This is a genomic window from Neorhizobium populisoli (genome assembly GCF_019430945.1).
GTDB classification, from domain to species: domain Bacteria; phylum Pseudomonadota; class Alphaproteobacteria; order Rhizobiales; family Rhizobiaceae; genus Neorhizobium; species Neorhizobium populisoli.
In genome coordinates this window covers 34,168-58,503 of record NZ_JAHYCB010000002.1, presented here as the reverse complement: position 1 = coordinate 58,503, position 24,336 = coordinate 34,168, and the positions used below count along the sequence as shown (strand labels likewise).

The 24,336-nt window shown below is 60.8% G+C and carries 21 protein-coding genes; 6 read left to right on the top strand and 15 right to left on the bottom strand.

All coding sequences use genetic code 11. The annotated features are described in order from the left end of the window. The first annotated feature begins 13 nt into the window (after positions 1 to 13). The 3 genes from fliG (at position 14) to KX729_RS04545 (ending at position 2,795) form a co-directional block, all read left to right on the top strand. Positions 14 to 1,066: a flagellar motor switch protein FliG gene (gene fliG, locus KX729_RS04555; protein WP_025603099.1), complete on the top strand. Its 1,053-nt coding sequence runs from the start codon at positions 14 to 16 to the stop codon at positions 1,064 to 1,066. Between the two features lie 212 nt (positions 1,067 to 1,278). Then, positions 1,279 to 2,358 carry a flagellar biosynthesis protein FlhB gene (gene flhB, locus KX729_RS04550; protein WP_219741262.1) on the top strand — a complete coding sequence of 360 codons (1,080 nt, stop codon included), beginning with the start codon at positions 1,279 to 1,281 and terminating at the stop codon, positions 2,356 to 2,358. 5 nt (positions 2,359 to 2,363) lie between these two features. After that, positions 2,364 to 2,795, top strand: a complete 432-nt coding sequence (locus tag KX729_RS04545) for a BspJ family T4SS effector nucleomodulin (RefSeq protein WP_025603422.1) — start codon at positions 2,364 to 2,366, stop codon at positions 2,793 to 2,795. 66 nt (positions 2,796 to 2,861) lie between these two features. Here KX729_RS04545 and visR read toward each other — a convergent pair whose 3' ends face one another. From visR to KX729_RS04475, 14 genes are all read right to left on the bottom strand, one after another. Further along, on the bottom strand, positions 2,862 to 3,608 hold the full coding sequence (gene visR / locus KX729_RS04540) for a transcriptional regulator VisR (protein ID WP_025603423.1): 747 nt from the start codon (positions 3,606 to 3,608) through the stop codon (positions 2,862 to 2,864). Between the two features lie 13 nt (positions 3,609 to 3,621). Then, complete coding sequence (visN, locus tag KX729_RS04535) at positions 3,622 to 4,359, bottom strand: transcriptional regulator VisN (protein WP_025603424.1); 738 nt, start codon at positions 4,357 to 4,359, stop codon at positions 3,622 to 3,624. 386 nt (positions 4,360 to 4,745) lie between these two features. After that, positions 4,746 to 6,419, bottom strand: coding sequence for a flagellar basal-body MS-ring/collar protein FliF (gene fliF / locus KX729_RS04530; RefSeq protein WP_025554914.1), 1,674 nt, complete (start codon positions 6,417 to 6,419; stop codon positions 4,746 to 4,748). A gap of 167 nt (positions 6,420 to 6,586) precedes the next feature. After that, the gene (gene cheT, locus KX729_RS04525) at positions 6,587 to 6,976 is read right to left on the bottom strand and encodes a chemotaxis protein CheT (protein ID WP_025554912.1); all 390 of its coding nucleotides are present in this window, start codon (positions 6,974 to 6,976) and stop codon (positions 6,587 to 6,589) included. Positions 6,977 to 6,992: 16 nt separating this feature from the next. Then, entirely contained in the window at positions 6,993 to 7,550 is a 558-nt protein-coding gene (gene cheD, locus KX729_RS04520; RefSeq protein ID WP_025603103.1) for a chemoreceptor glutamine deamidase CheD, read from the bottom strand. Continuing rightward, the gene (locus KX729_RS04515; RefSeq protein WP_025603105.1) at positions 7,547 to 7,936 is read right to left on the bottom strand and encodes a response regulator; all 390 of its coding nucleotides are present in this window, start codon (positions 7,934 to 7,936) and stop codon (positions 7,547 to 7,549) included. The genes cheD and KX729_RS04515 overlap by 4 nt, the downstream gene beginning before the upstream one ends. After that, complete coding sequence (gene cheB, locus KX729_RS04510; protein ID WP_219741261.1) at positions 7,937 to 8,977, bottom strand: protein-glutamate O-methylesterase CheB; 1,041 nt, start codon at positions 8,975 to 8,977, stop codon at positions 7,937 to 7,939. Further along, entirely contained in the window at positions 8,974 to 9,882 is a 909-nt protein-coding gene (gene cheR / locus KX729_RS04505) for a protein-glutamate O-methyltransferase CheR (RefSeq protein ID WP_219741260.1), read from the bottom strand. The genes cheB and cheR overlap by 4 nt, the downstream gene beginning before the upstream one ends. Next, on the bottom strand, positions 9,879 to 10,349 hold the full coding sequence (locus KX729_RS04500) for a chemotaxis protein CheW (RefSeq protein WP_025603108.1): 471 nt from the start codon (positions 10,347 to 10,349) through the stop codon (positions 9,879 to 9,881). The genes cheR and KX729_RS04500 overlap by 4 nt, the downstream gene beginning before the upstream one ends. 4 nt (positions 10,350 to 10,353) lie before the next feature. Continuing rightward, a complete protein-coding gene (locus KX729_RS04495) occupies positions 10,354 to 12,642 on the bottom strand; it encodes a chemotaxis protein CheA (RefSeq protein WP_219741259.1) in 2,289 nt (762 codons plus the stop codon). A gap of 16 nt (positions 12,643 to 12,658) precedes the next feature. Beyond that, complete coding sequence (cheY1, locus tag KX729_RS04490; protein ID WP_007753206.1) at positions 12,659 to 13,024, bottom strand: chemotaxis response regulator CheY1; 366 nt, start codon at positions 13,022 to 13,024, stop codon at positions 12,659 to 12,661. Between the two features lie 2 nt (positions 13,025 to 13,026). Continuing rightward, complete coding sequence (locus tag KX729_RS04485; protein ID WP_219741258.1) at positions 13,027 to 13,320, bottom strand: STAS domain-containing protein; 294 nt, start codon at positions 13,318 to 13,320, stop codon at positions 13,027 to 13,029. Continuing rightward, complete coding sequence (locus KX729_RS04480; RefSeq protein WP_219741833.1) at positions 13,320 to 14,948, bottom strand: globin-coupled sensor protein; 1,629 nt, start codon at positions 14,946 to 14,948, stop codon at positions 13,320 to 13,322. Before KX729_RS04480 ends, KX729_RS04485 begins: the two co-directional genes overlap by 1 nt. Before the next feature lie 365 nt (positions 14,949 to 15,313). Continuing rightward, on the bottom strand, positions 15,314 to 17,656 hold the full coding sequence (locus KX729_RS04475) for a cellulose synthase (RefSeq protein WP_219741257.1): 2,343 nt from the start codon (positions 17,654 to 17,656) through the stop codon (positions 15,314 to 15,316). A gap of 241 nt (positions 17,657 to 17,897) precedes the next feature. Between KX729_RS04475 and bcsN the strand changes: the two genes are divergently transcribed. The 3 genes from bcsN to KX729_RS04460 are packed head-to-tail and all read left to right on the top strand — an operon-like array spanning position 17,898 to position 23,747. Continuing rightward, positions 17,898 to 18,986, top strand: coding sequence for a cellulose biosynthesis protein BcsN (gene bcsN / locus KX729_RS04470; RefSeq protein WP_219741256.1), 1,089 nt, complete (start codon positions 17,898 to 17,900; stop codon positions 18,984 to 18,986). 42 nt (positions 18,987 to 19,028) lie between these two features. Then, on the top strand, positions 19,029 to 21,200 hold the full coding sequence (bcsA, locus tag KX729_RS04465; RefSeq protein ID WP_219741255.1) for a UDP-forming cellulose synthase catalytic subunit: 2,172 nt from the start codon (positions 19,029 to 19,031) through the stop codon (positions 21,198 to 21,200). Positions 21,201 to 21,209: 9 nt separating this feature from the next. Next, positions 21,210 to 23,747 carry a cellulose biosynthesis cyclic di-GMP-binding regulatory protein BcsB gene (locus KX729_RS04460; RefSeq protein WP_219741254.1) on the top strand — a complete coding sequence of 846 codons (2,538 nt, stop codon included), beginning with the start codon at positions 21,210 to 21,212 and terminating at the stop codon, positions 23,745 to 23,747. Between the two features lie 7 nt (positions 23,748 to 23,754). Here the strand turns inward: KX729_RS04460 and KX729_RS04455 are convergent, their stop codons facing one another. Further along, entirely contained in the window at positions 23,755 to 24,324 is a 570-nt protein-coding gene (locus KX729_RS04455) for a DNA-3-methyladenine glycosylase (RefSeq protein ID WP_219741253.1), read from the bottom strand. Positions 24,325 to 24,336 lie beyond the last annotated feature (12 nt).

Genomic DNA, 24,336 nt, shown 5'->3' with positions numbered 1-24,336 from the left:
GAGAGGGAAGACCATGATGGACTTTGAGGATTTCGGAGGCACGGCGCTCTCGACGGCGCCGTTGTCCAAAGCCGAAAAGGCGGCAGCAGTTCTCCTCGCCATGGGCAAGGGGGTTGCCGGCAAGCTCCTGAAGTATTTCACGCAGAGCGAGTTGCAGAACATCATCGCCTGTGCGCAGTCGCTTCGCTCCATTCCGCCGGACGAACTTCTCGAACTCGTCAACGAATTCGAGGACCTGTTCACCGAAGGAACGGGCCTCATGGACAATGCGGCCGCGATCGAGGGCATTCTCGAAGCTGGTCTGACCCCTGAAGAAGTCGACGGACTGCTCGGCCGTCGCGCTGCATTCGATGACTATCAGGGCAATATCTGGGATCGCCTCGGCGATGCCGATCCGGAATTCGTCGGCAAATTCCTCTCCCGCGAACATCCACAGACTGTCGCCTACATCCTCTCGCAGATGCCATCGAACTTCGGTGCCAAGGTGCTGCTGCAGCTTCCTGACAGCCGCCGCGCCGACATCATGAACCGCGCCGTCAACATGAAGGAAGTCAGCCCCAAGGCTGCCGAAATCATCGAGAAGCGCGTGGTCGAACTCATTGCCGCAGTCGATGCGGAACGCAATTCCAACGGCTCCAACAAGGTCGCCGAGCTGATGAACGAGCTCGACAAGAACCAGGTCGATACCCTGCTCTCGTCGCTCGAAACGATCAGCAAGGAATCGGTCAACAAGGTCCGCCCGAAGATCTTCCTCTTCGAAGACCTCATGTACATGCCGCAGCGCAGCCGCGTCATGCTGCTCAACGACGTTGCAGCCGACATCCTCACGATGGCACTGCGCGGCGCGAGCAACGAGATCAGGGAATGCGTGCTCTCGGCGATCAGCCCGCGCCAGCGCCGCATGATCGAAAGCGATCTCAGCGCGCAGCCGGCAAACCTCAACCCGCGCGAAGTGGCCATGGCCCGCCGCGCGGTCGCCCAGGAAGCGATCCGGCTGGCAAGCTCTGGTCAGATCACTCTGAAGGAAGAAAAGAAGGACGGCGACAAGCCGGCCGAAGCCGCCTGAGACTGAAGATAATGCACGAGGAAGAGACGGAGCGGGAGGCGATCCCGCTCCGTTTTCGTTTTGGCGACTTCCTCGCCGTGAATCAGCCAAGTACCCACAGCCTTTTTGTCGACTCGATTCGCGGGTAGCTGGTGATCAGATAAGATCGTGGGCGGCGACCCGATTCGTTTGGGCCACTTCCCCGCAACGCGATTGTCGAGTGGTCCCGGACCGTGTCGGACGAAGATAAAGACAGCAAAACAGAAAACCCGACCGCCAAAAAACTCACGGAAGCGGCCGAGAAAGGTAATGTGCCTGTCTCGCGCGAAGTGACGCTCTTCGCTTCGATCCTGGCATTCTACATTTTCCTTGTTTTCTTCCTGCCCTCCAGCGCGGCAAGACTTGGCGAAACACTGAAAGACCTCTTCGAGCAGCCGGACCAGTGGACGCTTGAGAACTCCTCCGACATGGTTTCGATCAGCAGCCATCTCGGCTGGGCAATGACCGCCTTCCTGGCGCCTGCCATGCTGCTTTTCATTATTTTCGGCCTCGTATCGGCGTTCGGCCAGAACATGCCGTCCTTCGTGCTGGAACGCATCCGCCCACAGGCCGGGCGCGTCTCGCCGACCAAGGGTTTTGGCCGAATCTACAGCGGCCCCGGCTTCGTCGAATTCGGCAAGTCGCTGTTCAAGGTCATGGTCGTGTCTGGGATCATGGTTATCGCGTTGCGCAGCGACTTCTACGGAACGCTCGACGCGATGTTCTCCGATCCGCAGATCATTCTCGTCAAGCTCAGCGCCATCATCCGCAAGATGGTGATGATCCTCATCCTGTCGATCGGCGTGCTGGCGGTTATCGACGTGCTGTGGACCAGATATCACTGGTACCAGGAATTGAGGATGACCAAGCAGGAGGTCAAGGACGAATACAAGCAGGCGCAGGGCGACCCGATCGTCAAGCAGCGCCAGAAATCGGTTGCGCGCGACCGCGCCCGCCGCCGAATGATCAACAACGTGCCGCGTGCAACGCTCGTCATTGCAAACCCGACCCATTATGCGGTCGCGCTGCGCTATTCGCGTGAGGAAAGCGACGCCCCGATCGTCGTTGCCAAGGGACAGGACCTGATTGCGCTCAGAATCCGCGAAATCGCCGAGGCAAACGATATCCCCGTTTTTGAAGATCCGCCTCTGGCGCGCTCCATGTTTGCGCAAGTCTCGGTGGATAGTGTCATTCCACCGGTCTTTTACAAGGCTGTGGCAGAACTCGTGCACCGGGTTTATGCGTCCCGGTCGCGCCAGAAACGGACACGCTGAGCGTCATGAAGAAATGCACCTACTCCACCGAACGAGAAGTAATCGTCGCACAAGCAATCAGCCCGGTGGCTACGGAACTTCGCCTGCTCGATGCCGGCGACCTCATTTCGCTGTTGCGCCTTGAGTGCTACAGCAGCCTCGCCGATCTCGTTTCGTCGGCGGCGGAGCTCTATTTCCATCCCGGCACCGTCAGCTTCGGCGCCGGCGGCGACTACAAACTTGAATGGGGCGGTCAGCCGGAGGTCGTCCTCGACCTTGAAATCAAGCCGCGCGGTGTTTCCGTCTATGCGCGCCTGACGATCGCGGACGAGAAGGCCGGCCTGGAAATCGACCATATCTCCTTCCAGGACCCATCCGAGGATCCGCAGGACAATACGGCCTTCCTGGCGCAGAGCCTGCAGGAATCCAAATTCGTCAGGATGAGCGCGACGCAGTGATTCTGCCGCGCCGGATCGACTAAAATCCCGAAGAGGCTGCGTCCTTTTTACGTTCCAAAGGACGCTTTAGTGGATGTAGCCGAGGCGTATGGCCTTGGCGATCGCCTGGATGCGGTTGACCGAGTCGAGCTTGATCGTCGCCGAGCCGAGATAGGCGTTCACCGTGTGCACGGACAGGCCCAGCTTTTCGGCGATTTCTTCACTGATCCGTCCGTCGCCGGCGAGTTGCAGGCAGGCGATCTCGCGTTCGCTCAGCGATTCGGCCGGCACGCTGCGGCGCTCGTCGAGCGCCAGGAGGTCCATCATTACCTGACAGCTACGCACATGCTGGTCGATGATCGCATCGCTGGCCAGTTCCATGGCGGTCGCCAGAAAGGTGACGTAACCGTTTCCGAGTGCGCCCAGGCGCACCGGGAAGGCTATGCCCGAGAACGGCACGACATCCGAATCAAGCCGGCGCGTCAGCGGCGTGAATTCGCCGGCTTCGGCAAAACTTGCATTCTCGGAACCGTTCCAGACCAGCGGCAGGAGCGACAGCTCGATGTGATCAAGCAACGCATCGCCATAACCGTTCAGCAGCTGAGTGCCGCATTCCTGCGCGCCCGCGCCCCAGTTTTCCAGCTCGCAGACCAGTTTGCGCTTGTTCGGCAATCCGGCGCCTGCGATGCGGTAGACCGCGAAATTGCGCGCCTTGAGGTTCTTCTGCATGGCAACGAGCTTCGGAAAGATGTCCGAACGGCTCGAAGCGCGCTGGAGACGCAGATACTGGATGCTTCCAGGTCCCTCTGCCATGCCGCCGCGCGTATACCCCATGAAATTTCAGTCCTTATACGAGATTGTTGCGAACCGCGTAGGCTATCGCCTCGGAGCGGGTCTTGGTGGCGGTCTTGCGCATGACGCTGGTGATGTAATTGTTGATCGTATTGCGCGAGATGCCGAGGATGACCGCGATTTCGTCGCTGGTCTTGCCTTCCGCGATCCAGAACAGGCATTCGAGTTCGCGCTCGGTCAGTTCGAAGTCACGCTCCGTCCTGGCATCCGAGCCTTCGGCGAAACTTGCGCCATAAGCTGCGAACAGGCCGACTTCACGCAACCGCTCCTGCGAGAGGATAATGCCTTCTGAAAACAGCAGCATCAGCGAAAAGCGCGTACGACCGACACAGAAGGTCAGTGCGCAATATTGGCGGCTGATGTCGTCCGGCGGCACGATATCGTCGGGAAGAAGCGCGAAACTCGGCGTCAGCAGAGATAGGCATTTCTCCAGTTCGGTGGAACGGGCATAACCGCTCGCAAGCTCCGAACCGAGACGACGGACAAGGTCGAAAGGCCAGTTGGACGTGACGATGAAGTCGAGCCCCTGTTCCTGGATCAGGTCATACCGGGCCAGAAGGAAATGGGAAGCGCCGACATAATCGGCAAGCAGGCGCATCACCGCCTGAACATTGTTGGAACTTGTCAGCACCGAAAGCCGGCGGACCAACTGCTCACGCGACAGGACCTTGGAGCCGGTCGCCTCCATAAAGGAGCGCCCCTCCGCTGTCATGTCTACCCCCTGCAACTCCATGCGTTATCTGCTCCTCGCCCCGTCGCACATTCATCATGAATGCGCGTATCGCGGCACGTCTCAACGACGCACAACCACTTCAAAACCGAAACGGTCCAAGTTTCCAGCGAATCATTGCCTTCTTCCTGACACGTTTGGCAGTCTGGCCTCCATTGGTAATTTCCCGCATTGCCGTATCGCTGGCGCTTTGGAACATTCCACCGAATCACCGTCATTGTAGGAAAGACCCACCGAATTACCATCGCCAAGGCATGGGATTTCCCCAACTGCAGGTATGAACGTCATAATTCGGGGTTGAAGTGATTTAGCCAAGTGTGTGGCAAAACTCATAAGAAAAGGGCCGGACAATGGCCGGCCCTTGGTAATCATATTTTCGTGATCGCGGATCAAGCTGCTTTTTCGAGAGCCCATTTGCGGAGAATCTTGGCAGCGCGCTCTTCGGAAATCTCCACCATGCGGGCCAATCTCTTTTCCGGACCTTCCTTGACGCGGCGGTTGAAGCCCTCGCCTTCGTCCTCGCCGAACGCATCGCCGGTGCTGTCGAAGCCGAAGTCCGAACCGAACCCGTCCATGAGGGCCGGTGCACCGGTCGACGGGGAGAAGTCCGGCAGTTCCAGGCCGCCACCTTCGGTCGAGGTGTCGCCGAGGGCTGCGCTGCCACCACCGACCGAGCGGATGAGGGGGCGAAGGCCGAGCCAGACCACCAGGAATGCAACACCGAGGAAGGCGAGCGAGTTGATGATGCCACCAAGGTTGCGGGTCAGCACTTCCATCACGCCCGGGCCGCCGGCAGCGTCGTCGAGCAGCTGGTTTTCGAGGAAGTCCATGGCCGTCAGGGTCACGACGTCGCCGCGGCCGGAATTGATGCCTGCTGCCGAGGAAACGATCTTCTGCATCTCGGCGAGATAGGCGTCGACCTTGGCCTGGTCGGCCGGTTCGCCGACCATTTTGGCGATACGACCCTTGTTGACCACGACGGCGACCGAGACTTTTTCGATCTGGTAGCTGTTACGGACCGTAGCCGTGGTCTTCTGGTTGATTTCGTAGTTGGTCTGCTCTTCCTTCTTGTCGGACTGATCGGAAGACTTCGGACCGGTTGCGCCACCCTGCTGCGGAGCTGCCTGCGGAACATTCTGTTCCACGGTCGCGGCATTGTCGTCCGCGCTCTGCTGCGACTTCGAATTTTCCTTGGTGGTACGGACCGAACGTTCGACACGGGAATTCGGATCGTAGACCGTTTCCTGGATCTGCTGGCTGTCCGTGTTCAGCGATGCGGTAACGCTGGAGCGAAAATTGTCCATGCCGAGGAAGGGCGCGAGCGCCTTGTCGATATTGCTTTCGATTTCCTGCTGAACGTTCTGGACGATCGAGAGCGACTTGTTCATTTCACCACCGTTCTCGTCGCCCGAAGCCAGGAGCTGGCCGGTCGAATCGAGGATGGTGACGTCGTCAACATCGAGCCCGGGAACGGCCGAAGCGACGAGATGGCGAATGGATGAAGCGGCCTTGCGGCCGGCATTGGATGCGGCACGGATCATCACCGACGCGGTCGGTTTCTGCTCGCCGCGGCGGAAGTTCCCGACATCCGGCATGACGATATGGACGCGGGCGGCCGATACGCCGCTGATCTGCTGGATCGACCGGCCGATTTCGCCTTCAAGCGCACGGACGCGGGTGACTTCCTGCATGAAGGAGGTGAGACCCAGCGAACCGACATTGTCGAACAGTTCGTAACCGGCATTGTGGCTGTTCGGCAGGCCCTTTTCGGCCAGCATAAGGCGAGCCTTGCTGGTGGTGCCGACCGGAACCTGGATGCTCTTGCCATCACTGCCGACTTCGAACCCCATGTTCGCTTCGGCAAGTGCCATGCTGACCTGATTAAGGTCACCCGCTTCCAGATTGACGTAAAGGGTTTCGAAAGCCGGTTTGTTCACGAACATTGCTGCTGCAATAACGATCGCTACTGAAATGACACCCGCCGCGGCCAACGCAATGAGCCGCGTCTGGCCTAAACCCGCCAGGTTTTTAAAGATTTGCTGAAATTGAGCCAACAGATTCATTCTGTTCCCACATCGCCAAACAAGGATATAGAGGCTTATGCCTGTGTGCACCCTAGAAAGCGAAGCTTGTGCGAGCGTTTCGCTGGTGCGTCCTGTCTGACGATTTGGAACGGAATTTAGACGGGAGGCCCAGCCCGCAAGGCTTTGGCCACTCTGATCTGAGGCTATCAGAAGAAATCGAAGTCGCCCGCTGCCTTGCTGAGCGGCTGGGAGTGGCCATGACGCAGGCCATTCGAGAGCGATTTCTGCATATCGGCAAGCTTGACGAGGCTCAGCGCCGTCGACACGTCGACGGCCCATTCGTCGGGAATTGTCGCAGTGATCGTGTCGATGAATTCCGCGATGCCGCGCGTTTTCTGAACGGCAAGGTCGATACCCTGCAGAACTTTCATGCTGTCCGGCGAAGAAAGCAGCTGGTCGCCGCCCAGTTCGATCAACTGCGGTTCGACCCGTTCGATCAGATAGGCAACGTCGTGAAGTTCCGACACCAGCCGCATCAGAATCTCGGGAAGCGGTTCCTCGAGAGAAGCGATTGGCGGCTTGGTGATGTCGTTCATTGCCGTACCCGTACCCTTAAAAGAATTCGATAGAGCTTTCGACCGGCTTCGGCGGGGTCCGAACGGGACGTTCCTCGAGAGCGACAGTCCTCTGCGTTTCGGCGCCGGTCAGCGGATATTGACGAGCACGGCCGCTGACGGGCCAGAACTCGAGCTTGCGTCCATGATCTCCCCCGGTAGAGGAGCCGACCACCGGAATGCCTTCGTCTTTGAGAAATTCCATGGCGAATGCGGCATTCTGTTCGCCGACATTCGAAAAGCTGGCGATGGTTTTGGCACCGCCGAATATTTTTGCTTCCAGCCTGTCGCGGCGGGCTCCCTGTTTGAGGAGCCCGTTGATCAGCAATTCCATGAGATGCACGCCGTAGCGTGTCGCATCGCCGCCCGATGCCATGGCAGTTGCCGACCCCGGCAGGAGGAAGTGGTTCATGCCGCCGACACCGGCGACAGGATCACGAAGGCATGCAGCCACGCAGGAGCCCAGAATGGTTGAAAGCACGACATTAGGATCGTTTACGACCTTGTACTCTCCCTGGATAATATGGACACGCCTGGCTGCAGCGGCGTCTATCATTTCAATGCTCCAAACACCGCTTCGATAGCGGCCTTCATCTTTTCGATGGTGAACGGCTTGGCGAGAACGTTGTTGGCGCCGAGCGAAGCTGCTTTCTGAACGAGGGCGCGGTCGCCCTGGGCGGTCAGGATGATGAACGCAGCCTTTTTAGTATTCGGATTGGCGCGCACCATCTGCAGGAATTCGATGCCATCCTTTTTGGGCATGTTGAAGTCCGAGATCACTAGGTGATGCGGCTGCTCGGCCATGATCTTCATGCCTTGCTCACCGTCACCGGCGGCGGTGATCTGCTTGAAGCCGAGCTGTGTCAGAGCGTCGCTGAGCAGAAGACGGCTAGTTACCTGATCGTCAACGATCAGAACTTTGATTTTTTCAGCGATAGACATTTATTCGGTACCTTCTTTTCGGGCGGCAGTTAACTTCAAAACTTCTTCTCCAATGGAGCCTAGCGGCAGTTGCTGCTCGACGGCCCCAATTTCGTAGGCGACCCTCGGCATGCCGTAGACCACACAGGTCTTTTCGTTCTGACCTACGGTGCGAGCGCCTGCGCTACGCATCTTCAGCAGACCGGATGCTCCGTCGCGGCCCATGCCTGTCAGGATGACCCCGACTGCATTGCGGCCCGCCAGTTCCGCGACCGAATCGAAAAGCACATCCACCGAAGGTCTGTGACCGTTGACCGGCTCCTTTTCGACCAGCCGGCAACAGGGTGCCGACGGATTGACTACCTGAAGGTGCCGTTCGCCACCCGGCGCCAGATAGATCTTGCCGATCTCCAATCTCGCCCCGTCAGTCGCTTCCTGCACCACAGGAGCGCAGATACGATTAAGCCGTTCAGCAAAACTTTTGGTAAACGTGGAAGGCATATGTTGAGTAATTACGGTCGGTGGGCAGTTTTGTGGAAACTTTTGTAGCACCGCGATGAGCGCTTCCACACCACCGGTTGATGAACCAATCGCTACAACCTTACGTCCGACGCGATATTCGACTGCAGGTGCCACGGTCGGCACCGGCGCCGGCCCGCTGCGACGGTGCGCGGAACGCGCCGCAGCCTTCACTTTTTCGGCCAGATCGTAGAAAGGACGGGAGTCGCCCGGCGCCGGCTTGCCGACGCAATCGAAAGCGCCGATCTCCAGCGCGGCCAAGCTTGCATGAGCGCCGTGATGGGTCATGGTCGAGACCATGATGACCGGCATCGGGCGCAGCTTCATGATCTTCTCGAGGAATTCGAGACCGTTCATGTTTGGCATTTCGATATCGAGCGTCACGACATCGGGATTGAGCTGCTTGATGGCAGCACGCGCCTCCATGGCGTCACTGGCCTGCCCGACCACGTTCACTTCCGGATCGGAATTCAGAACTGCCGTGATCAGGCCACGCATGGTGGGTGAATCGTCGACGACTAGGACTCGTGCCGGAGCGCTCATGCTTTCCTCCCCGCGTTCTTACCGACATACCGATAGGTGGTGATGCCGATGTTATCGAACAGGTTTTTCGCGTCGCCAGAGACGCGCTCGGAATGGCCGATATAAAGATGCCCGCCTTCGGGCAGCAGCGATGCGAAACGCGACCAGATCTTCATCTGGGTCGGCTCGTCGAAATAGATGACCACGTTACGACAGAAGATGACGTCGAAATTGCCCTTGAAGGGCCACTGCGCCATCAGGTTCAGCTCGTTGTAGGTGATCAGCTTCTTGACCCGGTCGTCGACCTGCACCTTGCGGCGGCCGCCAACATCGATGTCGCGGAAATACTGCTTGCGCATCGCCGGGCTCACCGCCTCTAGCGCGCCCTCGTCATAAATGCCGGCGCGAGCGGCAGCGAGAATCTTCGGATCGATGTCGGTCGCGAGGATTTTGAAATCGAGGTCCGCAGCGTTCGGCAGGAGCGACAGTACAGTGAGCGCGATCGAATAGGGTTCCTGGCCATCGGAAGACGCCGCGGACCAGATGCGAACGCGGCCGCCGCCCTTGGCGCGGTTGATCAGACCCGGCAGGACTTCATCGCGCAGGTGCTCGAAATGATGGTTCTCGCGGAAGAATCGCGTGAAGTTGGTCGTCAGATGCGACAGCATCTCACGGCGGGCGGCAGCACCCTCCGGCGAGGCCACGAGGACGCAATAATCCCTGAACCCGCGCAGACCGAGGGACCGGATATGCTTCGAAAGGCGCGAATAGACCAGCGAGGCCTTGGAATCATTGAGATAGATCCCGGCATCGGCATAGATCATCGCAGCGATTTCGGAGAGGTCGCGTCTGGTCAACGGATATTCTCCGCTGGCCAGAACCTCATCCGGCGACTGCTTTATCTCGATGGCGCCCAAAGGCTTCATGCGGCTTCGCTTTCCTTTTCGGGGAAGAGAGCATCCAGCTCGATCATGCAGATCATCCGCTTGTCGATGGCGAGAATTCCCCGGGCGTATTGTTTCTCAAGGTCCGAAGAGATTTCCGGCACTGGCTGGATATTCTCCTCGGTAATCGTAAGGATATCGGAAACGGCCTCGACCAAGAGGCCAACAACCTTACTTTTTACTTGCGCGACGATGATGACGTGGCGGGCCGTCGGCTCCGCCTCCGCCATACCGAGCCTCGCGGACAGATCGATAATCGGCAGGACAGCGCCACGCAGGTTGATCACGCCCATGACATAGGCGGGAGCGTGCGGCATCGGCGTAGCGGGTGTCCATCCGCGAATTTCGCGGACGGACATGATATTGACGCAGAATTCCTGATCGCCCACCCGGAAAGCAATCAGCTCCCGGCTTCCCTGGGCAAGGTTTTTCACGGCAAAAGACGACATACAATCAACCCGTGGCGGCTAGTGACATTTCAGGTTTCATCGACTGGCCGCGCGACGCTGCGACAACCGCATCGACATCAAGGATAAGAGCGACGCGTCCGTCACCGAGAATGGTGGCGGCAGCGATACCCGGTACGTGGGTGTAGTTGGCTTCGAGCGACTTGATGACGACCTGACGCTGGCCCTGGATCGCATCGACCATCAGAGCACGCTGGCCGCCACCTTCCGATTCCACCAGGAGAGCAACACCTTCGACGGGGTTCGCCTGGGTGGCGCGATAGTTGAGGACCCGGCCTACATCCACCAGCGGGCAGAAGGAGTTACGGATCGAGATGAGCCGCTGGCTGGCACCGAAGGAATGGATGGCCGAAGCTTCCGGCTGCAGCGTTTCGACGATCGCGGTAAGCGGCACGACGAGCGTCTGGCCGGCAACCGTGACCACCATGCCGTCGAGGACGGCGAGCGTCAGCGGCAGGCTCATGGTGAAGGTTGAGCCGAGGCCCGGACGTGAGGAGATCGAGATACGACCGCCAAGTGCCTGGATCGAGCGCTTGACGACGTCCATGCCGACGCCGCGACCGGAAATGTCGGAGATCTTGTCGGCGGTGGAGAAGCCCGCCATGAAGATCAGGTTGTCGATTTCATCATCCGACAGGTTGGCGTCGGCGGCGATGATGTCGTTGTCGATCGCCTTCTGGCGGACGCGTTCGCGGTTGATACCGCCGCCGTCGTCGGTGAGTTCGATCAGGATGCGGCCCGAGCGATGTTTCGCGCTGAGCTTGATCGTGCCTTCCGGATCCTTGCCGGCGGCTTCGCGCTTTTCCGGCGATTCGATGCCGTGGTCGACGGCATTACGGATCATGTGGGTCAACGGTTCGGCGATCTTGTCGATAACCGTCTTGTCGACTTCGGTATTTTCACCCTCGGTGACGAGGCGGATCTGCTTGCCGACCATGTCGGCCACTTCGCGAACGATACGCGACATGCGCTGGAAGACCGGCTTCACCGGCTGCGCGCGGATGGCCATGACCGAGTCCTGGATCTCGCGGGTGAGCTGCTGCAGCTCTTCGAGACCCATGTTGACTGCCGAAGTGCCGGTCGCATCGTTTTCGACGACGCTCTGGGACAGCATGGCCTGGTTGATGACGAGCTCGCCCACGAGGTTGATCAGGCGGTCGACGCGATCGAGATCGACGCGGATAGTCTGGCCGGCAGCGGCGGCAGCCGCAGCGGCATTGTTCTGGGCAGCGGCTGCAGCGGCTGCAGCAGCGGATTCCTTCTTTTCCGAAGCCCGGCCGGCGGCCTTGGCGACGCTCGTCGCGGTTTCGGCGGCGGAGACGGCAGCAGCGACCGTTTCGTCGGCGGAAGACTGGACAGCCTTCTCTTCCTCTTCGGAGGTCGACGGCTCGTCGAGAATGCCGAGATCGAACGGGACCGGGATCATCGGCAGTTCTTCGTCGGAAGCCGCTTCTTCAGCCAGCTTCACGTCGAGATCGCAATCCCATTCGGCGAATTCGAAAACGGTGCGGATGTCGTCTTCGCTCTTGACGGTCTTGAGCGAAATCTTCCAGCCGAAATAGGAGGCTTCCGGGTCCATCTTATCGAGGGCCGGCAGCGCATCCATGTCGCAGTTGATGCTCATATCGCCAAGGCGGGAGAGATCGCGAAGCAGGAGAGCTGCTTCATTGCCCTTGGAATAGAGTTCGCGACGGGGCTTGAAGGTGATTTCGTAGACGGAGCCTTCGAGCGCCGGCTCTTCGTCGTCGCCGAAACCATCGAAGGTGAAGGGGATCGGCTGGAAGCCGCTTTCGTCGGTCGGCTTCGGCGGCTCTGCCTTGGCGACCGGGGCGGGAGCCGGAGCGGCCTTGGGAGCCGGCTTCGGAGCTTCGTGAGCGGAGGCGGACGGCATCTCGCCATGGGCGAGTGCTTCCAGTTCCTTGACCAGGGCACGGGAGCGGGATTCATCGATACCGCCGCCGTCGCGGGACGCGCTGACCAAATCGGCCAGAACGTCGGCCGATTTCAGCATGACCTTCAGAACGTCCTGGGTCGGCTCCAGCTTGTTGGAGCGGACGCAGTCCAGCGTCGTCTCGAAGACGTGCGCGAAAGAGACGAGATCGTCCAGACCGAAGGCGCCAGCGCCCCCCTTGATGGAATGAACGGCGCGAAAAACGGCATTAACCGTCTCGGGGTCGCGATCCCCGTCGTTCAGCTTGAGAAGACCAGATTCCAGTTCAGCGAGCTGCTCTTCGCATTCCTGAAAGAAGATCTCTTTGATTTCGTTCATATCCATCGGAGGAATTCCTGGCTCAGGCGGTTACACGCTCGATCGCATCGATCAGTTTTGCAGGATCGAAAGGCTTGACGATCCAACCCGTCGCACCGGCCTGGCGCGCGCGGTTCTTCTTTTCGGCATCGCTTTCCGTCGTCAGGACGAGGATCGGAACGGCGCGGTACTTCTCGTTGCGGCGGACGCCTTCGATGAAGCCGAAGCCATCGAGACGCGGCATGTTGATGTCCGTGACGATGACGTCCGGATTGCAACCTTCGAGGACTTCGAGGCCTTCGACGCCGTCTTCGGCCTGAATGGTTTCGAAACCAGCATTGTTCAGGGTCACCAGAAGCATGTTCCGGATCGTCCGTGAATCATCCACGGTGAGGACTTTTTTCTTCATTGCTAGATCTCCTTAGCAACCAAATTTCCGTTATCGATGCCGATGAGCTGCATCGTCTTTTGAAATGCGTCGGAAGCCTTCTCAACCAGGAAAGACTTCTTATCTTCCGCCCAGGCACGGTGGCCTGCGACAAGAACCTGGGCGCACTGCACGCCAAGGCGTTCTACACCGGAAGCGTCGATGACGACGTCGCTGCCGCGTATGGACATGAGCTTGCCGTGCAGGACGGACGCCTCATTGAGGTCGAGCACTGCGGAAAGCTTCACACTTCCGGGGGCTGCCTTCTTCGCTGCCATCAGTTCATTCCTTGTCTTCTTTGGAAAAGATATTCGTCGTCGTCCGCCCGCTCGATCGGAGCCTGGGCGATCGACACCAGCGTGGGCTGGGCGTGGGATGCGGGCGGCGCAACCGGCCGGCGGGTTTCGTCACGGCGGTTCTGACGCTCGATGCGGAACTCGCGGACGGTGCGGCCGAGTTCGAGAATGACGGTGTGCAGCTCATCGGCGCCCTCGCCTGCCCGGCTCGCCATATCGGCGTTCACCGCGACGCGTTCGCTGACCGAGCCTATCTCGGAGGTGAGCTTGTCCAGGCTGCCCGCCTGCTCATGGGTATCTCGGGCAATGCCGGCAATCGTATCGTTGATCTCGGAGACCTGACGGACGATGCCGCCGATCGCATCCTGAGTGCGGTGGACCATGTCCACGCCGGCATCGACCTGACCCTTGGTCGTGTTGACCAGCGTCTTGATCTCACGGGCGGCCTCGGCGGAACGCTGGGCAAGTGCGCGGACTTCCTGGGCAACGACCGCAAAGCCGCGACCGGTCTCGCCGGCGCGGGCCGCTTCGATGCCGGCATTCAGGGCGAGCAGGTTGGTCTGGAAGGCGATCTCGTCGATGACGCCGATGATCTGGCCGATCTTTTCGGCGGAATTTTCGATATCCGACATGGCACTGATCGCCTTGCCGACGACCTGACCGCTTGCCTCGGCTGAAACGCGGGTAGCGGCAGCAACCTTTTCTGCGGCTGCGGTTTCGGCAGCGCTTCCCTTGACCCTGTTCGTCACGGCCTGCAGCGAACCTGCAGCCTCGCGCAACCGGTCGGACTGTTCGGTGGATGCGGATGCCAGAGAGCGTGAACTGCCGGCAAGCATGTCGGTGAGCGAGCCTGCCTTGCGGCCATGGCCATCGACCACTTCGACGGAAGAACGCAGGCCGGTGATCGCTTCGTTGAAGACGCCGGCCAGTTCGCGATAGGCGTCCGGGACGCCTTCGGGCAGACAGGAGGTCAGGTCGCGGTCGGCAAGTGCGGCGATGACATCCGAGAATGTCTCGATCGCCTGCGCCTGATCGGCGACGCGCTGTTCGGCAAGGGCGCGCTGGTGGCGCTGGCGCAGTTCGTTGAAGCGCAGCGATACGGCGATTTCGACATCGACCATGACGAGGCGAATGACGGCACCGACGAGATCGAGAAGTTCCTGTTCGCGCTTGCGGCCACCTGGCAGCAGCGATTTCGGCGCCATATCGACGATCGCACCGGCGATCAGGTGTTCGAGCATGACGCCATGGCCGGCGATGTGCCAGCGCGGATCGAGGCCCATGCGGCTCTCGACGTCGGAAAGGACTTTTACCCGCTCGGCGTAAACCGCATCGAACCGCGCGTCGGTCAGCACGCCCCAATGGGAGGCCTGCAGGTCGTGCAGGCGCTCGATCTGCTGTTCGCTCTCGAAATTGCGGGCAGCTTCGGGGAAGGACTGGAAACGATGGAAGAGATCGCGGAGGCCACCCTTCAGATGGCGTTCGAGCTCCGGCCGGCAACGGCGGAGAAGATCGCGCAGCTCGCCGTCGAGCCCGGCAAATGCCAGTCTCTCACCCAGGCTTCCCGCCTGAGCTCGTCGCGCCTGATCCGATGGCGTTTCCTGCACCAAAACCCGTCCCCACGAATTAACTGGCCGATCCTCAAGAACCGGCGGCATGCGCAGCTTCTGAAGGCCAGGCGCCAAGGATGAATGGGGGTGCTTGCCAGACCGGATAACATCCGTCGGGCGGGGGCAACACGGTCACCGCAGGCATTGCTGGATTTCATGAGCGGATACCGGATTGTCACCGGTACGGCTTTGCGGCTTCATGCCTGGTGGGTGACCGTAGTCATCCCATTTCGCCGTGGTCTCTAATATGTATGGTTAATTCCTTGCCTGAAGGTTAATAGACAGTATTAGAACCCATGTTTTGCTTCTTGCAGTTGACCCAGACAGAAACATCTTTTCCACTTTCGAAGCTTTAGGCCTGCCGATTAGTGGTAATCGCTGTCCATGTCCGAAATCGCCCGCTGGCCGGTCTTGTCGCCCGTGTCGGCAAGCGCCTGGAAAATGCGGCGGGCATCTCCCTCCCGGCCGAGGTTTTGATAGGCATAACCACGCAACCCCATGAGGTCGGCCTGTTCGGGCGCGATCTGCGCCCTCTGGTCGAGCGCGACGATCACTTCGCGGAAACGCCCCAGCCTGAAAGCATTGAGCGCCCGGTCCGTCAGGATGGCTGTCTGTAGCTCCACCGCGCGCTTGTTCGTCTGGGCCGTATCGGCCGCGGCGACAGAGGCCTTGTTGGTGAGGCCGGCGCGCAGATAGGCAAGGCTCTTGCCATAGGCGGCATCGGACCGGACATCCGGCGACGGGCTCGCATAAGCGGCTTCGAACGATTTGGCTGCCTCAAGCGGGCGATTGATATTCATCAGGCACCAACCGCGATCAAGCGCGGCAGCGGGTGCCATCTGGTTGGGATCCTGGGTCGTCCAGCACCCACCGCGACTGGCGGCCGGCTGAACGGCGACGCGTGCCGTTCTCGGCGCTGCCTGCTGCATGGGCCGAGCGACGGGCGCTTCCGTCCTTTGAGCAGGATAGGCCGGAACAGGCGGCGCCGTTGGTTGCTGCACGGTAACCGCTTCGGTCCGCGTTCCTTCATCGACAACTGCATTGGATGCGATATTGAGTTGCCGGCGTGCTCCGCCGCGTTCGGTCACAACCTCTCCAAGCCGGGCGATGCGCTCCGAACGCCCACCCCAGACCCTTTGGATCTGCGCGACGGCAGCTCGATCGTTAAGATCGTTGCGGGTCAGGACAAGGCCATAAGCGGAGGGTTCGTCATCCGGTTTCCAGGAAAGAGCGGCCTGGAACCATTCGGCGGCTGTCGGCAATTGCTGCATCGCGCGGGCATACCAGCCGAACTGCTGGGCGGCATCGGCATTGCGGGCGGCGATGACCACCGGCGCCATGCGCTGCAGCACCTGTTGCTGCAGGACAGGCGGCGGATCAAGCGCCAGAAGATTGGCTACTGCGGCCAGATAGGCCTCGCGCGAGCCATCGGAGGAATCGCGCCAGCGGTAAAGGACCGATTCGGCCTCGACCGGAGAGTTCTGGGCAACCAGCGTCAGCGCCAGCCCTTCTGCGGAAGACGCCGTCTCCTCCTTGGTGAAGGCTTTGCGGAACCAGCGTTCGGCGCCGCCCAGATTGTCGCGCCGGTAATAATACCAGCCGAGCAACAGCGCATCCGAGGCCATGTCATTGCTTTCGGCCACCCGCTCCAGCCGCGTCAGGTATTTTTCCGGCACGACGAGTTTAGCGTCGCTATTGCCGTCCGCCACGAGGCGGCGGGCGATGTCGTCGCGCAACGGTTCGAATTCAGGCTGCCCACCGGCCGGCGTCCGCTCCTTGGCAAGCAATTGCTCCAGCATGTCCGGGCCGAGCAGCTCGCTCGCCTTCTGCACCGTTGCATACCGCGCCGAGGCATCGTCGCAGTTGTTCAATATATACAGATAGGCATCGCGCGCCCGACCCGCCTTTTCGGTCTCGGCAAAAGCTTCCGACACGCGCCACAGCATGTCGATTTCGCTGCAGGTCAGAAGCGTCGGGTTTTCGGCCGCGAGACGGATGACGGTGTCGTAGTTTTTCGCGTCCGAAGCGGCAACGACGCCGACACGGGCTTCGGCAAGTTTCAGCCGGTCGAGAAGATCGGCCGGCGGCTGCCAGCCCGGTTCTGCCGTCTGGCGATCGGTGATCGCCTTGCGGACATCGGCATAACGCGACTGGGCATAAAGCGCCCACATGTTTTCGAGCTGCCGGTCGGTGTTCACCTGAACGGCCAGCGGATCGGCCGGCGGGTTCCAGTTCGGATATAGCGCGCGGAGGCGAGAGATTTCGGCCTGCAGGCGGGCGGTGTCTCCACGGGCTGCGAAATAGCGAAGCGCGCTTTCGTCCACCGCCGGCTGATCCGCCTGGCTGGGTGCGGTAACGGAAATGACCGGCTGGGGTGCCGGCGTCTGGGCCGTCTCAACCGGGTCAGGGCTTGGCGAGGCTGGTGACAATGTACCGGAAGGCTGCGGCGATTGGGCAATGACCAGCGAGGATGGGCCGGATTTCGTGTCCGTCTTGGTATTCGGCGTCAAAAGCTGGGCGACGATGCGCTCGGTCTTTTCCGCAAACGGAGCAGCCGGACGCGGGCTCTTCGACGAACTGGCCGGCGGTACATCGGGCGTGACGGATTGCGTAACCATGCCGAGATCGACATCGGGGCGGCTTTTCAACACGTAAAGGCCAACTGCGGCAAAGCCCAACGCCGTCAATGCTATCAATGGAAACCGCATGCGTACTCCCGTATCGTCCTGCTACGGATCGGCCCGCTCCCATTCGGAACAGGTTTGGCACAATCACTTCGATTTCCTGCACATTGCTACGATATGGTTAACGAACATTTTAGATTTGCCTAATTAGATAAGGCTCATTAACCCGGGACCGTGATTTGTTTTCGCGTCGAGGCCCCGCTTATGGACTTTGGGAAAGCCCGTGGATGCTTGATGTCCGCGGCTCAAACGATAAAGCTCACATATGGCGGATTACCATCTGATTCGAATCGAAGAGAAGCGCAGCCGGGGCTTCCGCAACAAGATATTGCTGCTGGCCCTGCTGCCGCTCGCTGCCACCGGCTGCGCCGGACAACCGACCCAGATGGGCACTTTTGCAAAAAATGTGCCCAACGAGGAAGCCATGGTCCTGCCGCCTCCTTCGGGGCCTGCGATCGTCAGCGTCATCGAACGGCGTTATGACAATGCGGTCCAGCAGGACATTTCGCTTTATACATCCGCCCGCACACCGGGGCAGAATAGCTTGAAGGTACAGCTCTTCGGAACCGAGAGCCCGTTCACCTTCAGCGAAAACAAGCTCTCCTCCGCCGGCCTGACGGAAGCGAGCATCAATTCGGAAATGCGGCAGACCTTCCCGAGCATCCGCATGGCCCGCTCCTCCTACTACGTGCAGAACAACTACGGACCGTTCGGTTATGCCTTCGGCCATAGCGGCGGCGGCGATCTCTGCATGTATGCCTGGCAGCAGTTGCGCTCGCCGGGCGGCACGATGTCGCCCTTTGCCAATTTCGGCGCGATCCAGGTTCGCCTGCGCTACTGCCAGGCAGACGCGACCGAACAACAGTTGCTGGCGGTCATGTACAATTATACGATCACCGCCTCGGTCGATGCCGCCGGCTGGAACCCCTATGGCGAGCCACAATCCGTTGCGCCGACGCTTGGTGCCACCAGCGCGCCGATCTACCCGCGGCCGACATCCAACGAGACGATCGTGCCGGTGCTGCCGCCGAAGCCTGCTCCGGTCTACGTCCGTCCGGCCGTCACCCGGGCGGCGCGGCCTGTTGCAACTGCACCCGTTGCGACGGCTCCCCCGGTCTTCGTTCCACCTCCGGCTGTCAGCGCGTCTCCCACCGTTTCCGTGCCCCGACCGGTTACCGGACAGACGACCAGCGGCTATGCAACTGCACCCGTAGGAACGCCGTCAGGCCAGGCCGCGACGCGTTCTCCCGTCGTCCCTACGCCTTCGGGCTTGAACCAGCCGCGGGGACAGCGGGTCACCGTGCCGTCGCCCGCCTGCAGCCAGACCAGCGGGGCGGCCAATGCGTGCAGATGATCGCTTGCGACCACCATTTGCGGCGCACGGAGGTAACGTAAGATGCGTATAGTCTTCTCCGCCTTCATCTGGGCGCTGGCCAGCGTCCTGATCATCACACTGGTGACGCTGCCGATCAACACCCGCACTCAGCTGATCGCCAGCCTGGTCGTGGTGGGCGTCATGGCCATCATCAAGATCGTCAAGGCGGAGGGCAAGTGGCGGCTCGTGGCGCTCGCCTTCGGCACCGCCATGGTGCTGCGCTATGTCTATTGGCGCACGACAAGCACGCTGCCTCCGATCAACCAGCTCGAAAACTTCATTCCCGGCCTGCTGGTCTATCTGGCTGAAATGTATAGCGTGATGATGCTGGCACTCAGCCTTTTCGTCGTCTCCATGCCGCTGCCGCCGCGTCCGCTCTATGGCAAACGCGACCGGGAATTGCCGACGGTCGACGTCTTCGTGCCAAGCTATAACGAAGACGAAATCCTGCTTGCCAACACCCTCGCCGCCGCCCGCAACATGGACTATCCGCCGGATAAACTGACCGTCTGGCTTCTCGACGACGGCGGCACCGTGCAGAAGCGGAAATCCGCCAATGTCGCGGACGCCCGCGCCGCCGAACAGCGTCACAAGCAGCTTATGCAGCTCTGCGAGGACCTCGGCGTCAATTACCTGACGCGCGAGAAGAACGAACATGCCAAGGCCGGTAATCTCAATAACGGCCTGAAACACTCGACCGGCTCGCTGGTGGCGGTTTTCGACGCCGACCACGCGCCGACGCGCGATTTTCTGCTCGAAACGACCGGCTATTTCGACGAGGATCCGAAACTCTTCCTCGTCCAGACACCCCATTTCTTCCTCAATCCCGACCCCGTCGAGCGCAACCTGCGCACGTTCGAAAGAATGCCGAGCGAGAACGAGATGTTCTACGGCATCATCCAGCGCGGCCTCGACAAGTGGGATGCAGCCTTCTTCTGCGGATCGGCTGCTGTTCTGAACCGCAAGGCGCTGGAACAGTCCAACGGCTTTTCCGGCGTCAGCATTACCGAGGACTGTGAAACGGCACTCGACCTGCACAGCTCCGGCTGGCATAGCCTCTACCTCGACCGGCCGTTGATCGCCGGCCTGCAGCCTGCGACATTCGCGAGCTTCATCGGCCAGCGCAGCCGCTGGGCGCAGGGCATGATGCAGATCCTGCGCTTCCGCTTCCCGCCGCTGAAACGCGGTCTCTCGCTGCCGCAACGCCTCTGCTACATGTCGTCGACGCTGTTCTGGCTCTTTCCGTTCCCGCGGACGATCTTCCTGTTCGCACCGCTCTTCTATCTGTTCTTCGACCTGGAAATCTTCATGTCTTCCGGCGGCGAATTCATGGTCTATTCGCTGGCCTATATGGTCACCAACCTGATGATGCAGAACTATCTCTACGGATCGTTCCGCTGGCCCTGGATTTCCGAGCTCTACGAATATGTCCAGACGGTGCATCTGTTGCCCGCCGTGGTGTCGGTCATGCTCAATCCGCGAAAGCCGACCTTCAAGGTGACGGCAAAGGACGAGTCGGTCGCGGTGAGCCGATTGTCGGAAATCAGCCGGCCCTTCTTCGTCATCTTCTTCGTGCTCATCGTCGCTTTCGCGATCAGCGTCTACCGTGTCTATGCCGAACCCTACAAGGCGGACGTGACGCTGGTCGTCGGCGGCTGGAACCTCCTCAACATCATCCTGGCCGGCTGCGCGCTCGGCGTCGTTTCCGAACGCGGAGAACGGCAGGCCTCCCGGCGCATCAAGGTCAGCCGGCGCTGCGAGTTCGGCATTGGCGACAAGTGGTTCACGGCGACGATCGAGGACGTTTCGGTGCATGGCGCAGCGGTTCAGGTTTATACAGAGGGTTTCAAGGAACTCTCGGTCGAGAAGACCGCCGTCCTGCGCTTCCAGCCCTATAGCGATCTGCCGGTGAGCGACCTGCCGGTCGAAATCCGCAATTTCGAGACGACCGGCGATGTCAGCTCGATCGGCTGCCGCTATATGCCGGAAAAGGCCGTCGATCATCGGCTGATCGCCGATCTGATGTTTGCCAATTCGGCTCTATGGACGCAGTTCCAGGTTTCCCGACGCAAGAATCCCGGCCTGCTCGGCGGAACGCTCTGGTTCCTGGGGCTTGCCATCTATCAGACGGCGCGCGGCCTGTCCTATCTGGTCCGTACCATGGGACGCGACAGCGTTCCCGCGCAAAAATAGGAGGGCATGATGAAAAAAGCGCTCGTCCTTGGCATTCTGCTTCTTTCCGCCGGCCTGGCCGCCGGCCAGTCGTCCGCTCCGTTCAGCATGAACGAGGAGCGGGCGCGGGATAACCTGCCGCCCGCATCATCGCCTGCTCAGCCGGCCGCACCGCAGGTCCAACAGCCTGCACAGCAGCCGCCTCGGCAAGCTGCTCCGGCGGTACCGGCACGACCTGCAGCTCCGGCTCCGGTTCAGACGCAGGCCCCGGCAGCGACGCCAATCCCTCTTTCTCCAGCGCCGACGTCACCGTCGACAGCGCCCGCCCAGGCACCGGTACCGGTTGCTCCCAAGGCACCCGCCCCTGTGCAGCAGGCCGGACAGGCACCGGCAAAACCTGCGCCTTCGATCGCGGAGCTCTCGACCCGCCGTTATCTGGTTCCCGAAAAGAGCCTGCGCCTCAATGGCGAAACCGAGCAACGTTCCTGGTCGGTCTATCTGACGCCTGAACAGGCCGCAGCGCCGTCCAAGCTGCATATCGCCTATCAGAACGCCATCGTCGTTGCGCCGGAGATGTCGAACCTCCGTATCACCATCAACGATGTTTTGGTCTACGCCAGCTCGATCAACTCGCCGGAAAAGGTGAGCGATCATGTCGTGGAGGTGCCGCCCAGCACGCTGAAGGCCGGCATCAATCTCATCAAGTTTCAAAGCAACCAGCGCCATCGCACCGACTGCACGATCGAATCGACGTTCGAGCTGTGGACGGAGGTGGATCCGACCCGCACGTTCCTGTCCTTTGACTCCGCGAACATGAGCCGTTTCGCGCGGCTGGACGATATAAGGGCAATCGGTCTCGATGATGCCGGTAATACCCGCTTTCGGCTGATCGTACCGGCTCTCGACCAGCTTGGCGCCACCGATGTGCTGATGCGGCTTTCGCAGGGACTGGCGCTGATGGGCGGCATGCCGAACCAGTCGTTCACCTTCGAGAAGGTTCCAAGCGCACTTCCGAAACGGGGAGAGCTTGCAATCTTTATCGGCACCTACGATGAATTGCGCCCGTACCTGCCCAACCTTCCGCCAGCGGCTGCGAATGCGGCGGTGGCGAGCTTCCTCGATTATCCCGGCGCGGACGGTTATTCGGCCCTGGTGCTTTCCGGCCCCAGCTGGCCAGCACTCGACGGCCTGATCGACAGTTTCGTCGCCTCCACGGGCGGCGGCGTGTCCACCCAGAGGCGTGAGACGCTGGCGACCCAATCCTGGCACGGCCTCGATACGCCGTTCCTGTTCAACAATGCGCTGATCGATTTCACCCAGCTCGGCATCGAAGGTCAGGAGTTTTCCGGCCGCCTGTTCCGCAGCCGCTTCACGATCGGCGTGCCGTCGGACTTTTACGCCAATGCCTACGGCGAGGCGCGCATCCTGCTTGACGCCGCCTATTCCGGCGATGTCCAGCCGGGCAGCCATATCGACATCTTCGTCAACGGCAATATCGCTTCGACCGTACCGATCACCTCGGGCGGCGGCGCCGTGCTGCGCCACCTGCCGATCAAGTTGACGCTGCAGCATTTCAAACCGGGCGTGAACACCATCACCATCGAAGCGGCATTGCGCACCCAGAAGGACAGCGTCTGCGCGCCAGGGGCAACGGCCGACAACAAGGCGCGCTTTGCGATCTTCGGCAGCTCGCAGTTCCAGATGCCGAATTTCGCGCGCATTGCCCAGATCCCCAATCTCGCGGCAACGGCCGGCACCGGTTTTCCCTATCGAACCAATGCGGACCCGATCTCCCTCTTCCTTGGGCGTATCGACGAGCAGACACTTTCGGCGGCAGCAACCTTCGTCAGCAAGATGTCGGTGGCCTCGCATACGATCCTGCCGATCGACGTTACCATATCGGCAGCCCGGGTTACCGGAACGAACGCGCTCTTTGTCGGGGCCGTTTCCGATTTTCCCGCCAATATCCTCACTCAGTTGAAGATAGACCAGGAAGCCCGCAACAGCTGGAGCCCATCCGGCAGCCCCGCCACGGCAGCGGCCTCTTCCTCTGTGACGCTGCAGGACTGGCAGCAGCGCACCGGTAACAATTTCTTCGCACGGCAATTCGCGACGCTCAGCGAATGGGCCAAGGACAATTTCGACCTGTCCTTCGGCATGCTGCGTTTCGCCCCGGCGACAGACAATCTTTACAAGCCCGATCAGACCGCCAAGATGCTGATCGCACAGGAAAGCGACCCGACACAGCTCGGTACGTGGACCGCGATCGTCTCACCAGACGGAAGCGCGTTGAAGGACGGCATGCAGGCACTTGCTCCCCGCGAGGAATGGAACAAGCTGCGCGGCCGCATTATCGTCTATGACGGCAAGGAAGACCTGACGGAGATTCCGGTGAGCCGGTTCCGCTTCCTGCCGACGCAGCCCTTCTCGCTGGAAAACGTCCGCCTGATCGCCGCCAACTGGCTCTCGGACAACATCATGTCCTATGCGCTGCTGCTGGCCGCCGGCGGCGTGTTGCTTGGCCTTGCGACCGGCGGGCTTCTGTCGCTGCTCGGCCGCAACCGGTAAAGCGCGGTCAGGCCGGGGCGAGACCGCCCTTGCCGGTGAATTTCTTGCTGATATGCAGCGAGCCGGACAGGCCGAAACGCCAGGGCAGATCGACTGCCTTGGAAATTCCGATGCGCCGGCCGACCACGACCAGCGGCGGCACGTCCGGCAGGCGCAATTCGAACGGTGCCTGCAGGAGCGACAGACCATTGTGCTCGATGCCGACGCCGAGCGCCTGGCACAGCCGGCCAGGCCCGGAACAGAAGAGCAGCGGATCGGCAAGGCCGCGCCGCCTTTCCATCTCGTCCAGACCACGAACCGGCTGCATGGCCCGGATCAGCACCGCGCTGCCGGGCCTGCAGACGAAATTCAGGCACCAATGGATGCCGTAGGACCGGTAGACATAGGCAAGAGCCGGCGGGCCGAACATCACGGCGGTGCGCGGTGTCGGCCCGCGAAAGCTGTGCGAGGCGGGTTCATCCGGCTCGTAAGCTTCCGTTTCGACGATGATGCCGCCGACGCCCGCGACATCGAGTTCGACGCCGATGAGGTCGCGGGCGACATCTACCGCGCCGCGATCAAAGAACCGCTGGTCCATGCCGTGCATACG

Bases quoted from the DNA above. Each gene is read 5' to 3' on its own strand.
- KX729_RS04500 (WP_025603108.1), bottom strand. From the start codon at position 10,349: ATGTCGTCTTTTGCCGTGAAAAACCTTGCCCAGGGAAGCCGGGAGCTG.
- KX729_RS04515 (WP_025603105.1), bottom strand. From the start codon at position 7,936: ATGTCTATCGCTGAAAAAATCAAAGTTCTGATCGTTGACGATCAGGTA.
- KX729_RS04545 (WP_025603422.1), top strand. From the start codon at position 2,364: ATGAAGAAATGCACCTACTCCACCGAACGAGAAGTAATCGTCGCACAA.
- KX729_RS04455 (WP_219741253.1), bottom strand. From the start codon at position 24,324: ATGGACCAGCGGTTCTTTGATCGCGGCGCGGTAGATGTCGCCCGCGAC.
- bcsA (WP_219741255.1), top strand. From the start codon at position 19,029: ATGCGTATAGTCTTCTCCGCCTTCATCTGGGCGCTGGCCAGCGTCCTG.
- cheR (WP_219741260.1), bottom strand. From the start codon at position 9,882: ATGAAGCCTTTGGGCGCCATCGAGATAAAGCAGTCGCCGGATGAGGTT.
- KX729_RS04495 (WP_219741259.1), bottom strand. From the start codon at position 12,642: ATGGATATGAACGAAATCAAAGAGATCTTCTTTCAGGAATGCGAAGAG.
- fliF (WP_025554914.1), bottom strand. From the start codon at position 6,419: ATGAATCTGTTGGCTCAATTTCAGCAAATCTTTAAAAACCTGGCGGGT.
- cheY1 (WP_007753206.1), bottom strand. From the start codon at position 13,024: ATGAAGAAAAAAGTCCTCACCGTGGATGATTCACGGACGATCCGGAAC.
- cheD (WP_025603103.1), bottom strand. From the start codon at position 7,550: ATGATAGACGCCGCTGCAGCCAGGCGTGTCCATATTATCCAGGGAGAG.
- KX729_RS04460 (WP_219741254.1), top strand. From the start codon at position 21,210: ATGAAAAAAGCGCTCGTCCTTGGCATTCTGCTTCTTTCCGCCGGCCTG.
- visN (WP_025603424.1), bottom strand. From the start codon at position 4,359: ATGGAGTTGCAGGGGGTAGACATGACAGCGGAGGGGCGCTCCTTTATG.
- bcsN (WP_219741256.1), top strand. From the start codon at position 17,898: ATGGCGGATTACCATCTGATTCGAATCGAAGAGAAGCGCAGCCGGGGC.
- KX729_RS04485 (WP_219741258.1), bottom strand. From the start codon at position 13,320: ATGGCAGCGAAGAAGGCAGCCCCCGGAAGTGTGAAGCTTTCCGCAGTG.
- cheB (WP_219741261.1), bottom strand. From the start codon at position 8,977: ATGAGCGCTCCGGCACGAGTCCTAGTCGTCGACGATTCACCCACCATG.
- cheT (WP_025554912.1), bottom strand. From the start codon at position 6,976: ATGAACGACATCACCAAGCCGCCAATCGCTTCTCTCGAGGAACCGCTT.
- visR (WP_025603423.1), bottom strand. From the start codon at position 3,608: ATGGGGTATACGCGCGGCGGCATGGCAGAGGGACCTGGAAGCATCCAG.
- KX729_RS04475 (WP_219741257.1), bottom strand. From the start codon at position 17,656: ATGCGGTTTCCATTGATAGCATTGACGGCGTTGGGCTTTGCCGCAGTT.
- fliG (WP_025603099.1), top strand. From the start codon at position 14: ATGATGGACTTTGAGGATTTCGGAGGCACGGCGCTCTCGACGGCGCCG.